This is a genomic window from Amycolatopsis saalfeldensis (genome assembly GCF_900110575.1).
GTDB classification, from domain to species: domain Bacteria; phylum Actinomycetota; class Actinomycetes; order Mycobacteriales; family Pseudonocardiaceae; genus Amycolatopsis; species Amycolatopsis saalfeldensis.
In genome coordinates this window covers 883,941-897,888 of record NZ_FOEF01000001.1, presented here as the reverse complement: position 1 = coordinate 897,888, position 13,948 = coordinate 883,941, and the positions used below count along the sequence as shown (strand labels likewise).

Annotated in this window: 10 protein-coding genes; 9 read left to right on the top strand and 1 reads right to left on the bottom strand. The window is 72.4% G+C overall.

What is annotated here, in order from left to right:
• Positions 1 to 23: 23 nt before the first annotated feature.
• Positions 24 to 3,587, top strand: coding sequence for a transcription-repair coupling factor (gene mfd / locus BMY97_RS04040; RefSeq protein WP_091612961.1), 3,564 nt, complete (start codon positions 24 to 26; stop codon positions 3,585 to 3,587).
• Between the two features lie 67 nt (positions 3,588 to 3,654).
• Here the strand turns inward: mfd and BMY97_RS04035 are convergent, their stop codons facing one another.
• Positions 3,655 to 4,071, bottom strand: coding sequence for a hypothetical protein (locus BMY97_RS04035; protein ID WP_091612483.1), 417 nt, complete (start codon positions 4,069 to 4,071; stop codon positions 3,655 to 3,657).
• A gap of 85 nt (positions 4,072 to 4,156) precedes the next feature.
• Between BMY97_RS04035 and BMY97_RS04030 the strand changes: the two genes are divergently transcribed.
• The 8 genes from BMY97_RS04030 to BMY97_RS04000 all read left to right on the top strand — a co-directional run bounded on the left by BMY97_RS04030 (position 4,157) and on the right by BMY97_RS04000 (position 13,940).
• The gene (locus BMY97_RS04030; RefSeq protein ID WP_342743995.1) at positions 4,157 to 5,164 is read left to right on the top strand and encodes a hypothetical protein; all 1,008 of its coding nucleotides are present in this window, start codon (positions 4,157 to 4,159) and stop codon (positions 5,162 to 5,164) included.
• Positions 5,161 to 6,087 carry a nucleoside triphosphate pyrophosphohydrolase gene (locus BMY97_RS04025; RefSeq protein ID WP_091612477.1) on the top strand — a complete coding sequence of 309 codons (927 nt, stop codon included), beginning with the start codon at positions 5,161 to 5,163 and terminating at the stop codon, positions 6,085 to 6,087. Before BMY97_RS04030 ends, BMY97_RS04025 begins: the two co-directional genes overlap by 4 nt.
• A gap of 241 nt (positions 6,088 to 6,328) precedes the next feature.
• Positions 6,329 to 6,469 (top strand): thiocillin family RiPP, encoded by a 141-nt coding sequence (locus tag BMY97_RS45790; protein WP_143086117.1) that lies wholly within the window; start codon positions 6,329 to 6,331, stop codon positions 6,467 to 6,469.
• Between the two features lie 58 nt (positions 6,470 to 6,527).
• Entirely contained in the window at positions 6,528 to 6,680 is a 153-nt protein-coding gene (locus BMY97_RS45785; protein WP_143086116.1) for a thiocillin family RiPP, read from the top strand.
• A 96-nt stretch (positions 6,681 to 6,776) separates the two neighbouring features.
• Complete coding sequence (locus BMY97_RS04020) at positions 6,777 to 8,069, top strand: cytochrome P450 (RefSeq protein WP_091612475.1); 1,293 nt, start codon at positions 6,777 to 6,779, stop codon at positions 8,067 to 8,069.
• On the top strand, positions 8,066 to 10,063 hold the full coding sequence (locus BMY97_RS46830; protein ID WP_218156672.1) for an ATP-binding cassette domain-containing protein: 1,998 nt from the start codon (positions 8,066 to 8,068) through the stop codon (positions 10,061 to 10,063). The genes BMY97_RS04020 and BMY97_RS46830 overlap by 4 nt, the downstream gene beginning before the upstream one ends.
• Positions 10,060 to 11,676: an ABC transporter ATP-binding protein gene (locus tag BMY97_RS04005; RefSeq protein WP_091612472.1), complete on the top strand. Its 1,617-nt coding sequence runs from the start codon at positions 10,060 to 10,062 to the stop codon at positions 11,674 to 11,676. The genes BMY97_RS46830 and BMY97_RS04005 overlap by 4 nt, the downstream gene beginning before the upstream one ends.
• On the top strand, positions 11,673 to 13,940 hold the full coding sequence (locus BMY97_RS04000) for a TOMM precursor leader peptide-binding protein (RefSeq protein WP_091612469.1): 2,268 nt from the start codon (positions 11,673 to 11,675) through the stop codon (positions 13,938 to 13,940). Before BMY97_RS04005 ends, BMY97_RS04000 begins: the two co-directional genes overlap by 4 nt.
• Positions 13,941 to 13,948: the final 8 nt, after the last annotated feature.

The window sequence follows — 13,948 nt, the reverse complement described above, 5'->3', positions numbered from 1 at the left end:
CTGGGACAGTGACCGACGCTCCACTGTCCGGACTCCTCCAAGCCATCCTTCCCGACCCGGCCCTGCGCGGGGCCGTCGAGCGGGCGGGCGCCCCGTTGCTCGAACTGCAGGGCCCCGTCGCCGCGCGCCAGCTGGTCGCCGCGGCCCTCGCCGAAGAACCCGGCGCGGGCGGCGCCGGCCGTCCCGTCCTCGTGGTCACCGCCACCGGGCGGGAGGCCGACGAGCTGACCACCGCGCTGTCGGCGCTGCTCGGCCGCGAGCGGGTCGCCGACTTCCCGTCGTGGGAAACGCTGCCCCACGAACGCCTCTCGCCGCGCGCCGACACCGTCGGCAAACGGCTGGAGGTGCTGCACCGCCTGCACACGGGCGAAGACGAGCTGAGGGTCGTCGTCTCGACCGTGCGCAGCCTGATCCAGCCGATGGCGCCCGGCCTCGGCTCGCTCGCGCCGGTCGACCTGGTGGTGGGCGAGGAGCAGAGCTTCGAAGACCTGCTGGAGCGGCTCGTCGAGCTGGCGTACAGCCGGGTGGACATGGTCGAGAAGCGCGGCGAGTTCGCGGTGCGCGGCGGCATCCTCGACCTGTTCGGGCCCACCGCGCAGCACCCGGTCCGGGTCGAGTTCTGGGGCGACGAGGTCAGTGAGATCCGCGCGTTCGCGGTGTCCGACCAGCGCTCGCTGCCCGGCGAGATCCAGCACGTCACCGCGCCGCCGTGCCGCGAGCTGCTGCTCACCGGTGCGGTCAAGGCGAAGGCCGCCGAGCTGGCGGGCGCGTACGAGGCGGACGCGCACCTGGCCGAGATGCTCACCAAGCTCGCCGACGGCATCCCGGTGGAGGGCATGGAGGCGCTCATCCCGGTGCTCTGCGAGGGCGAGCTGGAACTGCTCACCGACGCGATGCCGGTGGGCAGCCACGTGCTGCTGGCCGATCCGGAGAAGATCCGCGCCCGCGCCGCCGACCTGGTGCGCACCGGCCAGGAGTTCCTGGAGGCGTCCTGGACCACCGCCGCGGCGGGCGGCCAGGCGCCGATCGACCTCGGCGCGTCGGCCTACCGCGAGCTGACCGGGGTCGCCAAGCACGCGCAGGAGACCCGGCGGCCCTGGTGGACGATCACCCAGCTGACCACCGAGGACGCGGACGTCCTGCGGGTCGCCGTCGAGCCGGCGCCCGCGTACCGGGGCGAGCTGGAGCGCGCGATGACCGACCTGCGCGCGCACGTCGCCTCGGGCGGCACCGGGGTGCTCGTGGTCGCCGGGCAGGGCACCGCGAGCCGCGCCGTCGAGCAGCTGGCCGGCGCCGAGGTCCCGGCCACGCTGGCCGCGGACGGCCTCACGGCGGTCCCGCCGGCCGGCATCGTCACGGTCACCTGCGGCGGCCTTTCCGATGGCTTCGTGTCACCGGAGCGGGCGCTCGTCGTGCTGTCGGAGGCCGACCTCACCGGCCGCGGCGCGAACGCCGGGGTGTCCACAAAGGACCTCAACGCGAAGATGCCGTCGCGGCGGCGAAACGCGGTCGACCCGCTGGCGTTGCGGGCGGGCGATTACGTGGTGCACGAGCAGCACGGCATCGGCCGGTTCGTCGAAATGGTGCAGCGCACCGTCGCGGGGGCGACGCGCGAGTACCTGCTGCTGGAGTACGCGTCGTCGAAGCGCGGCCACCCGGGCGACCGGCTCTTCGTGCCGACCGACCAGCTCGACGAGGTCTCGCGTTACGTCGGCGGCGAGCTGCCGACGCTGAACAAGCTGGGCGGCTCCGACTGGAAGAACACCAAGGCCAGGGCCAAGAAGGCGGTCAAGGAGATCGCCGCCGAGCTGGTCCAGCTCTACGCCGCGCGCCAGGCCGCGCCCGGGCACCCCTTCGGCCCGGACACACCGTGGCAGCACGAGCTGGAGGACGCGTTCCCGTTCACCGAGACGAACGACCAGCTGGCCGCCATCGACGAGGTCAAGTCCGATATGGAGCGCGGCGTCCCGATGGACCGCGTGATCTGCGGCGACGTCGGCTACGGCAAGACCGAGATCGCCGTGCGCGCGGCGTTCAAGGCGGTGCAGGACGGCAAGCAGGTCGCCGTGCTGGTGCCCACCACGCTGCTCGCGCAGCAGCACCTGAACACCTTCGCCGAGCGCATGCAGTCGTTCCCGGTGACCATCAAGGGGCTCTCGCGGTTCACCAACAAGACCGAGTCCGACCTCGTGCTGGAGCAGCTGGCCGAGGGCGAGGTCGACGTCGTGATCGGCACGCACCGCCTGCTGCAGACCGGGATCCGGTACAAGGACCTCGGCCTGGTGATCGTCGACGAGGAGCAGCGGTTCGGCGTTGAGCACAAGGAGCACATCAAGGCGCTGCGCACGCACGTCGACGTGCTCACGATGTCCGCCACGCCGATCCCGCGCACGCTGGAGATGTCGCTGGCCGGCATCCGCGAGATGTCCACCATCCTGACGCCGCCGGAGGACCGGCACCCGATCCTCACCTATGTCGGCTCGTACGACGACAAGCAGGTCGGCGCCGCCGTCCGTCGCGAGCTGCTGCGCGACGGCCAGGTGTTCTACGTGCACAACCGCGTTTCGTCGATCGAGAAGGCCGCGCGGCGCATCCGCGAGCTGGTGCCGGAGGCGCGGGTGGTGACCGCGCACGGGCAGATGAACGAGGACAAGCTCGAGAAGATCATCCAGGGCTTCTGGGAGAACGAGTACGACGTGCTGGTGTGCACCACCATCGTCGAGACCGGGCTGGACATCTCCAACGCCAACACGCTGATCGTCGAGCGCGGCGACCTGCTCGGGCTCGCGCAGCTGCACCAGCTGCGCGGCCGCGTCGGGCGTGGCCGCGAGCGCGGGTACGCGTATTTCCTGTACCCGCCGGAAGCGCCGCTCACCGAGACGGCGCACGACCGGCTCGCCACCATCGCGCAGAACACCGAGCTGGGCGCGGGCATGGCCGTCGCGATGAAGGACCTGGAGATCCGCGGCGCGGGCAACATCCTGGGCGCGGAGCAGTCCGGCCACATCGCGGGCGTCGGGTTCGACCTGTACGTGCGGCTGGTCGGCGAAGCGGTGGACGCGTTCCGCCGGCACGCCGGCGCCGAGCCCGCGGAGGACGACGAGCTGGCCGAGGTCCGCGTCGACCTCCCGGTGGACGCCCACATCCCGCACGACTACGTGCCGGGGGAGCGGCTCCGCCTGGAGGCCTACCGCAAGATCGCGGCCGCGCCGGACACCGCGGGCCTCGACGCGGTCCGCGAGGAACTCGTCGACCGCTACGGCCAGCCGCCCGCGCCGGTCACCCGCCTGCTGGCCGTGGCAGCCTTCCGCCACACCTGCCGAGCGGCCGGGGTCACGGAGGTCGCGGTGCAGGGCAACACCATCCGCTTCGCCCCACTGCCGCTGGCCGACTCGCAACTGGTCCGCCTCAAGCGCCTCTACCCCAAGGCGACCTACAAGGCGATCACGAACACCGTCTCGGTCCCCAAGCCGACCGAAGGCCCCGCCGGCGGCCGCATGGGCGCCCCGACCCTGCGCGACGAACAGCTGCTGGAGTGGTGCGCCAAACTCCTGGGCCACCTGACGAAAACCCCGGCCGCGGTCTGACGGGCGGCAAATGCTCGTGAGTGTTCAGGACGGTTCTCACCGTCGTGAACACTCACGAGGCCTGATGTCACGAGCCGTTCGAGCTGAGCTGGAACATCGGCGGCTCCGTAGTGGCCAGCCGCATGCGGTGCTCCACCTCCGGGGTCGGCAGCGCGCCCGCGTCCGCCAACGGCTTCGGACGGGGCACGCGCGGCACCCGGGCGCCCGAGCCGCCGCCGCGGCCCGGGTAGACGAGCAGGCCGCGGTCCGGGTCGGGGACCGCGTCCAGGGCGGCCGTCACCGCGGGGAGGGCGCGGAAGCGGTCGCGCCGGTCCTCGGTGTCGAACTCGATCTCCAGCGTCACGCCCCAGCCGTGCACGTGCCACGTCCACTGCCCGGCGCCGTTGGTCAGCGCCGCTTCGGTCAGGCCGTCGCCGTGCGCGCGTTGCCAGGCCCGGGCCGGGAACGTGCCGTCGAGGACCTCAATCGACAACCAAGAGTCCATTTGTCGACAATACTGCGCGGGCAACGAACACGGTGTTGCGTTTCGGGGGCGGGCGTATGAGAGGGTATGGCCTGTGATGCGGATCATGGGGCGCCCTCGCGCGCTGATCGCCGTTGTGGCCGGTGCGTTCCTGCTCTCCGGATGTGGTGCCGGGCCCAGTCAGGTGAGCGCCGCGGCGATCATCGACGGCAAGGTCACCTCCATCGACCAGGTGCAGGCGCTGCTGGACAAGGCGGTCCAGGAACAGCCGTACGCCAAGCAGCTCGCGGCGCAGCACAAGCTCGACCTCGTGGGCCGGGAGATCGTGCGCCAGGAGCTGCTGCACGCGGTGGTGACCAAGGCCGCGGAGAAGGAGAAGGTCACCGCCGACCAGGACGCCATCGGCGCGGCCATGCTCCAGGACCCGCTGGCCGGCGCGCTGCCGCAGTCGGTCACGCAGAACCAGGACTCCGCCGTCACCCAGCTGGTCTGGCGCGTGCGCGACCACCGCGAGGCGCTGACCGACCAGTACCTCGAGCAGAAGCTGGCGATCAAGTACCTGCCGACGCTCACGGTCAACTTCGACTACACCACCGTCGGCGCGCCGAGTGCCGACGGCACGGCGCCCTCGACCGACCCGGCCACCGCGCGCGCCGACGCCATCGCCAAGGCGCGGCAGTTCGCCGCCGACCCGAAGGCCGTCCAGGGCGAGATCCAGAGCGGCGCGCAGGCCGGGGTCGAGGGCAACGTCGGCACGCAGGTGCCCGCGCTGTCGTCGCCGCAGGACGCCACGACGGTGCTGTTCGGCGTGCCCGCCAACACCGTGATCGCCTTCCAGCCGAACGCGGCCGGCAACCCGACCTGGGTCGTCGCGGTCGTGCGCCAGCGCGCCACCGGCAAGGCCGTCGCCACCGATCAGGCCCAGCAGCCGACGCCGGACCAGCTCGGCGGCATCGGCATCCGGCTGCTGCAGCCGTACCTCGGCGACGTCGACTACCGCATCAACCCGCGCTACGGCGTGTGGGACGCCGTGGGCATGGACCTCGCGCCGAACGCCAACGCCACCAAGGGGCTCGTGCTGCCGGTGCAGGGCGCCGCCCCGGCCCAGCAGTGACCGGCTCTGTTGTCGTAGTCGCCCGAGGGGCGACGCTCCCGGCCGCCGCGGTTCCGCTCCTGCGTACCGCGGCGGCGGTGTACGCGGGGTCGGACGTGGACGCCGCCGCGTTCGGCCTGCCGCCGGTCGCCGAAGCGCCGTCCCTGCGCGACATCGTGCTCGTGGTCGGCTCGCTCGCGGAGCCGACGGCCGTCGCGCTCCGCTCTGCCGGGGCGCAGGTGCTCGAGGCGTCGGCCGATCCGCTCGTCGAGGCCGTGCTGGTGATGGACCGGCTCCGCTCGCCGGGCGGCTGCCCGTGGGACGGGGTGCAGACGCACGATTCGATGCGCAAGTACCTGGTCGAGGAGACCTACGAGCTGCTCGAGGCCATCGAGGAGAACGACCGCGCGGCCCTGCGCGAAGAACTCGGCGACGTGCTGCTGCAGGTGCTCTTCCACGCACGCGTGGCCGCCGAGGACCCCCAGGACCCGTTCACGATCGACGACGTGGCGGGCGAGCTCGTCGCCAAGCTCGTCGGCCGCCACCCCAACGTCTTCGGCGACGCCGGCAAGGTGGCCACGGCCGAGCACCAGGAACTGAAGTGGGAAGAGCTCAAACAGGCGGAGAAACAACGTAAGTCCATTGTGGACGGCGTGGCGCTCGGCCAGCCCGCGGCCGCGCTCGCCGGAAAGCTCGGCCAGCGCAGCGGCCGCGCCGGCATCCCGCTGGACCTGTTCCCCGCCGGCGCCGACCCGGCCTCCCAGCTCTTCCGCACGGCCGCCACGGCGCGCCGCGCGGGCATCGACCCCGAGGGTGACCTGCGGGCGGTCGCAAAGCAGTTCGCGCGCGACATCCGCGCCGCCGAGGCCGCCGCCCGCGCCGAAGGCGTCGAGCCCACCACCCTCGAAGCCGATGGCTGGCGCAAGTTCTGGCCCTCGGCCTGAGGCCGCGCCGGGTGCGAACCAGACCGGTCTGACCCCGACCTGAGCGCCGGTGTGTCCACCACCCGTCTCAACGGATGATCGAGAAAAGCGGTTTGCTGCGCATTCCGTCGTCCGGGACAATCGATCAAAGCGCCGAAGAATTCGTTCTGTCCGGCTGGCAGACTCGCTGATGGCGCGCGGAAGTATTCGCGCCGAGCGGTAAATGTCCTGTCCGAAAAGAATCGAATTGGGTGTGATCACCATGGAGCAGACCACTCCGGTTGTCGAAGACCTGTCCATCGAGGAGCTCAACGACGTGGCGGCCGCTGACTGTGCCGGCACCGCCTCGACCGCGAGCACGCCGGTCAGCACCGCGGCCTGCATCGGCTGCGCCAGCGTCTGATCCGGGCTTTTTTCATTTCCGCAGTATTCGAGTAACCAAAACATCTGAGGGGAAAGACATGACTCCGGAAAAGCTGAACACGACCGAGCTGCCGATCGAGGACCTGACGGTGGAAGAGCTCTCCGAGGTGGGTGGCGCCGCTACCGCCAGCACCGCCGGCACCATCAGCACCCCGGCCACGGTCGGTACCGCGGCCTGCCTGGGCGGCTGATTTCGACGGTCTTCGCATCGCGAGAACCGAGGTAGCTACCGGTGTGTGCCGGCCGGTCGGCACACACCGGTAACACCCGAGAGCTGGGGAGCAGACATGGACGAGCTGACGAAGGCGGCGCTGCGGTTCATCGGTGATCCGAAGTCGCAGCCGGTGGGGGACAACGGGCTGTTCGCGCGGCTGGCCGAGGAGAAGCCGGTGATCCACGCGGGCAGCGTGTGGATCGTTTCGCGGCACGACCTGGTCGGCAAGATCGCCCGGCACCCCGCGGGCGCGCTCCGGATGCCGGACGAGTGGTCCGCGACGCGGCAGCTCGACGAGGCGACCAGCCGGGTGCTCGACGGGTTGCTGCCGATCCAGCCGCCCGCCGACCACCAGCGGCTGCGGCGGCTCGTGGCCGGGCAGTTCAGCGCCAAGTCCGTGGCCGGGCTGCGGGGCGCGGTCCAGGAGATCGTCGCCGAACTGCTGGCGGAACCCTTGCGCCACGGCGAATGCGAGTTCGTCGGTGACGTGTGCGGGCCGCTGCCGGTGTACACCACGGCCGCGTTGCTGGGGCTGCCGCCCGCCGACCGGCATCAGGTGCTGGGCTGGGCGAGCGCGATCAACAGCGCGGTGGTCAACGAGGTGACCGGACGGCTCGGCGGCCGCTACGGCGCCCCGGGCTCCACCGCCGCGACCGGTCTCGCCGAAGTGGTGGGCTACATCAACGACCTCGCCGCCCGCCGCGGCGACGGCACCGACCTGATCTCCCGGCTCGCGCGCGCTTCGTCCGAAGAGGACGGACGACTCTCGCACGACGAGCTGGTCTCGATGGTCCTCATGCTCTTCATGACGGGGATCGACACCGTGGGCAGCGCGCTCGCGAACGTGGTGCTGGCGCTGCGGAAGCACCCGGACGCCTGGCGTCGCGTGGTCGCCGATCCTTCGCTGGCCGCTGCCGCGTACGTGGAGGGCATCCGCCTGCACCCACCGTTGCCGCTGATGAGCCGGATCGCGGAGGACGACATCGACCTCGACGGCGTGACCATCCCGCGGGGCAGCACGGTGCTGCTGATGTACGGCGCGGCCAACCTCGACCCGGCGGTGTTCACGCGCCCGCTGGACTTCGATCTGGACCGCACGGAGGCGCGGCACCTCGCCTTCGGCCACGGTCCCCACTACTGCCTCGGCGCGAGCCTGGCCGTGCTGCAGGGCGAAACCGTGCTGGCGGCGCTGGCCGCCCACGCGCCGGACTTCCGGCTGGCCGGCCAGGACATCCGCCGTCGCGACGAGATGGCGTTCCACAGCCCGGCGTCGCTGCGGCTCGTACTGCCCGAAACGGAGCCGATGGCTTCGGCCGTCGCGGCTCCGGCCGGGTCGTGTCCGTTCGGGGCCGGTGGAAGGCCGTGAGGTCGCCGTCCAGCGCTACCCCCGTCATCGGGCAGGTGGAGGAGGCCGACTGCGGCCCCGCCTGTCTGGGCATCCTGCTCGCGCACCGCGGCACCCCGGTTCCCGCCGCGCGGTTGCGGGCGGAATGCGGGGTCTCGCGCGACGGCACCACGGCGGCCGACCTGCTCCGGGTCGGGGCCGGCCACGGACTGGCCGGACGGGGGCTGCGCATCCGTGAAGGCGACCCGTTGCCCGCGCTGCGATCGCTGCCGCTGCCGGCCGTCGTTCTGTTGCACGGCAACCACTTCGCCGTTCTCGAGGCGGTTGACGGCGGCGCCGTCGTCAACGATCCCGCCCGCGGCCGGGATCGGCGCACCAGCGCCCAGTTCCGGGCCGAATTCAGTGGCATCGTGCTGACTTTCACCTCCGCCGCCGCGCCTCCCGCGACGGCCAAGCGACCGAGCCGGTCGACCCTGCGGACGTGCGCGCGCTGGCTCGCCGAGGTCCGGGGCCGGGTGACCGCCGCGGCCGGCGCCGGGCTCGGCCTCGGTGCGGTGACCGGCGCCGCGGCACTGCTCGTCGACGGTGTTGTCGCCGGCCGCCTGAACTCCGGCGTTGCCGTGGCCGCGCTGATCGTCGCGGCGCTCGCGGCCGCCGCGCTGGCGTACGGGCAGCGGTGGCTGGCCGCCGAGGTCCATGACGTGGTCGCCGGACGGCGGAAGCGGGCGGTGCTGGACAAGCTGCTGACGGTGCCCGCGTCGTTCCTCGACCGCCGTTCGAACGCGGCGCTGGGGGCGCAGGCGCGGTTCGCCGAGACCTCGGCGGTCCTGCTCGCGCACCGGGTGGTGCCGCTGCTGGCGAGCGCCGGGTTCCTGGTGCCGGTGGCCGTGGTGCTCGGGTGGCTTTCGTGGCCGGCGCTGCTGGTCGGTATCGGCGGCGCCGGCCTCGCGGCGGGGCTGCGGACGATGGGACAGCGCCGCTCGGCGGTGTCGCGACGGCTGTTCGTCGGGGAGCTGACCCGGCGCAACGGGATCGCGCGCGCCGCGTTCGCCCGGCTCGACGCGGTTCACGCCGAGCAATCGGAACCGGACCTGTTCGCGGAGTTCGCCGAGCTCCAGGGCGAAGAGCTGGCCGCGCGCCGCCGTGCCGCGGACCGCGCGCGTCTCTGGACCTCAGCGGCGACGGGGGTGGAACTCGCGGCGGCCGCCGGCGCGGTCTGGCAGGCCGCGGCGCTGGTCGCGCTCGCCCCGTTCCTGATCCACGCCCGGGCGGTGCTGGAACACCTCGGCGGGCTGCCCGAGCTGATCGACCGGACGAACGTGCTGGACGACCTCGACGAAGCCGCCCCGCATCCACGTTTCGTCGCCGAAGCCGGGGTTGCGGAGTCCACATTGGATGGCCGGGTCGAATTGACCGGCGTCGGTTTCGGCTACTCACCCCGGCGGCCGGTGCTGCGCGGGGCCACCGTGAGCGTGCCGGCCGGTGGGCGGCTGGTGGTGACCGGCAGCGGCAAGTCGACCCTGCTGCGGCTGCTGGCCGGCGCGCTCGAGCCCACCACCGGCGAGATCCGCCTCGGCGGCCGTGCCCACGGCGAGATCCCGCGGGCCATGCTGCGCGACGGGGTCGGCTACCTGCCGCAGGTGCCGTGGCTGTTCCCCGGCACGGTGCACGAAAACCTCACGCTGGCCGACGATGACGTCACCGACGCTCAGGTCGCCCACGCCCTGGACGACGCGGGCCTCACCACCCTGATCACCGCCCGCGGCGGCGCCCGCACCGCCCGGATCGCCCCGAACGCCCGAAATTTCAGCGGCGGTGAACGCCGTCGCCTCGCCTTGGCCAGGGCGCTGCTCCGCGACCCGGCCATCCTGCTGCTCGACGAGCCGGACTTCGTGGGGGACGCTCGGATCGAGCGTGCGCTGGCTCGCCGCGGTGCCACCGTGGTGGTCACCTCCGGGTCTGCACCGTCCACTTCGGATGGTCAGGTCCTCGAGCTGGGGCTGGTGGCGTCATGACCACCATCGACCGCGAGCTGCCCGCCGCGGACTGGCCCGCGTGTCGTGAGGCGCTGCGGCCGTTGCTGGGCCAGGTGCCGGAAGACGCGCCGGACGGGCCCGATCCGGTGACAGCGGCGGCCGAGGCGGGCGGCTGGCGGGCCGTGCGGGTTTCCCCCGGCAGCACCGTTTCCGGGACCGCGCTGGTGCTCGATACCGCCGGCCGGGCCGTCCTGCTGCGGTCCGGCCGGCACCCCGAGCCGGTGGGCGCCCGCGCGGTTTGGCAGCTGTACGCGAAGGGCCTCGATCGACCCCGCGTTCCGGTCGCGGTGGTGGTCACCGGGCTGCTGGCCGCGCTGGTCAGCTGTGCGTCCGCGATGCTCAGCGTGCGGTACGGCTGGCTGGTGCCCGTGCTGGCCGCGCTGCCGATCATCCTGCTGCTGGGCCTGCGCGACCGGCTCGCCGCCGACGCCCAGCACCGGCTCCAATCCACAGTGGAACCCGCGCTCTGGGATCTGCTGCTCGACCCGGCCCGGACCGGATTGCGCACCACGGAGCCGGAACTGCGCGCGGCCGCGACCACCGTCGTTTCCCGGTTGCGCACGCTTGTGGCCGCCGCCGCGCTCGACGCGTTGCTCGTGACGGCTATGGTCGCCGCGGCCTTCTTCGCGTTGCTGACCGTCAGCGTCGGAACGGCTTGGGCGGTGCTCCCCGTCGCAGTCGCCGGTCTCGTGGCGCTGGCCCGCTCGGCTCGTGGCCCGGCCGCGGGCCTCACCGGCGACGGGCTCGACCAGCTGCTGACCGGGACCGACGAGATCCACCTCTACGCCGCCGAACGCCGGATGCTCGCCCGGCTCCGGCCGGAGCGCCCCGCGGCCCGGCCCGAACCGCGGTCGGCCGCGGTCGCCGCGGCTATCCCCTTTCTCCTGCTCGCCACCGTTCTCGGGATCGCGCGCGCGGATGTCCTGCTGGCCGCGTGCGCGGTCCTGGCCCAGCTCTTCCTGGTGCTGGGCCGCTCGGACAACACGGTCCGCTCGGTCTTCGTGGTCGGCGGTGAAGCCGTCCGGGGGATCCGGGCGCTGCTGGCCGCCGCGAAAGCCACCGAGGTACCCACCCTCGCACTCGACCTGATTCCGGGTGAGTTCGTGGTCATCACCGGTCCGTCCGGCGCCGGCAAGACCACCCTGCTCGACCGGCTCAGCGCGGCCGACCGCGGCCGGACCGGGTACCTCCGGCAGGACGCCGACCTCCCGCGTGGCACCGTCCGCACGGTGGTGCTCGGCCGTTCCCCGGCCGCTGACGACCAGGCCTGGGCCGCGCTCGGCCAGGCCGGGCTCGCCGAGGTGATCAGGGGGCTCCCGATGGGACTGTCCACTGTGGTCAGCGGCGGGGCCGGCGGGTTCTCCGCGAGCCAGCTCAAGCTCCTTCAGCTCGCCCGGGCGTTCGCGCGCCGGCCGCGGCTGCTCCTGCTCGACGAGCCACCGGACACGATCGCCGAGGTGGTGCGCGATCAGGAGGGCGTGACCAGGGTCGTCGTCAGCCGCTCGCCCCGGTTCCTCGACGTCGCCGACCGGGTGCTCGTGCTCGGAGACGACGTGCCAACGAACACCGAAACCCGCTGGGGGAATTCATGAGGAAAGTCATCCGGTTCAAGCGGTACCTGCGTGCCGAGGTCGTCGAGGGCGACGGCGTGTACCTGATCGCGGAGCGGTTCGGGCACGTGCGGCTGGCGGGCGGGCTCGTGGAGCGGGCGACGCCGTTGCTCGCGAGCAAGCACACGCGCGCCGAGGTCGTCGAGGCGCTGGCAGGCGAGTTCCCGGCCGCGCGGGTTGAGGCGGTGCTGGACAAGCTCGTCGTCGCCGGCCACGTCGCCGAGGTGGACGCCGATGCCGACCAGCGCGCGGGCGGGTTCTGGGAGCTGCATTCCCTCGACGGTGACGCCGCGCTGGACCGGGTCGCGGCGACACCGATCGACGTGGTGCGCTTCGGCGACGTCTCCGAGGAGGGCTTCGCCGAGGCCGCCGAGCAGGCCGGGCTAACCCTCGGCACCGGCCCGTCCGCCCTCACCGTGGTGCTCGTCGACGACTACCTCAACCCCGAGGTGGCGGACTTCAACCTCGACCGCCTCGCCGACGGCCGCCCCTGGCTGCTGGCCAAGCCGACCGGCGGTCTGCTGTGGACCGGCCCGGTGTTCGAACCGGGCACCACGGCCTGCTGGTGGTGCCTGGCCGCGCGGCTGTCGTCGAACCAGATGGTGATGAACTACCTCAAGCAGCGCAACGGTCTCATCGCCCCGCCGGTGACCTCGATCGCCGATCTCGCCACCACCCGGCAGCTCGGCCTGCGGCTCACCGCGTTGCAGGCAGCGGCCTGGCTGGCCACCGGCTCGAGCAGCCCAGACCAGAGCTGTCCGGCGGAGACCGAGGTCGTCACCTTCGACACCGTGACGATGGACAGCCGGCACCATCGGCTCACCCGCCGTCCGCAGTGCGCCGCCTGCGGCGACCGCGAGCTGCAGAGCCGGCTGCACCAGGAGCCGGTGCGGCTGACCAGCCGGCCCAAGGCGAAGATCACCGACGGCGGGCACCGGGCCAAGTCGCCGGAGAAGCTGCTCGCCGAATTCGAGCCGCTGGTCAGCCCGATCACCGGCCCGGTGAAGCAGCTCGTGAAGCTGCCGTCCGATGTGGAGGGTCTGCACACCTATCAGGCGGGGCAGAACTTCGCCGTGCCGATGGGGCACGTGTCGGACCTGCGGGCCGGCCTGCGCAGTGCCGCGTCCGGCAAGGGCATGACCGACGTGCAGGCCCGCGCGTCGGCGATCGGCGAGGCCGTCGAGCGGTACAGCGGGCTCTACCGCGGCGACGAGGGACGGATTTCCGCCACCTACCGGGAACTCGGCCCGGAGCAGGCGTTCCAGCCGAACGAGCTGCACCTGTTCAGCGACGCCCAGTTCCGCGACCGGGCCGAGTGGAACGCGCGGGACTCGCACTTCCAGCGGGTGTGCGATCCGTTCGACCCGGCGCAGAAGATCGACTGGACGCCCGTGTGGTCGCTGACGCACCAGCGCACCAAGTACTTCCCGACCGCCAGCCTCTTCTTCGGCTACCCGTTGCAGCGGGGCAACCGTTACAGCGGCGCGGACTCCAACGGCAACGCCGCCGGGACCTGCCTCGAGGACGCCATCGTGCAGGGTTTCATGGAGCTGGTGGAACGCGACAGCGTCGCGCTCTGGTGGTACAACATGCTCCGCCGTCCGGCGATCGACCTGGCCAGTTTCGGCGACCCCTACTTCGACACCTGGCAGCGGAGCTACCGCGCCGCGAACCGCGAGGCCTGGGCGCTCGACCTCACCACCGACCTCGGCATCCCCACCGTGGTCACGGTTTCCCGCCGGATCGACAAGCCGGTGGAGGACCTGCTCATCGCGTTCGGCGCGCATTTCGACATCAAGATCGCCATCTCCCGGGCGATGACGGAGATGAACCAGTTCCTGCCCGCCGTGATCGGCGCCAAGGACGGAGCCGAGGAGTACGCCTTCCCCGATCCGGAGCAGCACCGCTGGTGGCGCACGGCGACGCTGGCGAACCAGCCGTACCTGCGTCCGCTCGACGGGCCGCCGCGCACCGCCGCCGACTACACCGACCTGAGCACCGACGACCTGGCCGAGGACGTCCGGCTCGCGCAGCGGACCGTCGAGCGGGCCGGGCTGGAGATGCTGGTGCTCGACCAGACCCGGCCGGACATCGGCCTGCCCGTGGTGAAGGTGCTCGTGCCCGGCCTGCGGCACTTCTGGACGCGGTACGCGCCCGGCCGGCTCTACGACGTGCCCGTGCGGATGGGCTGGCTGGCCGGGCCCACCGCCGAAACCGCCCTGAACCCGACCGCGATGTTCCTGTGAGGAGCACA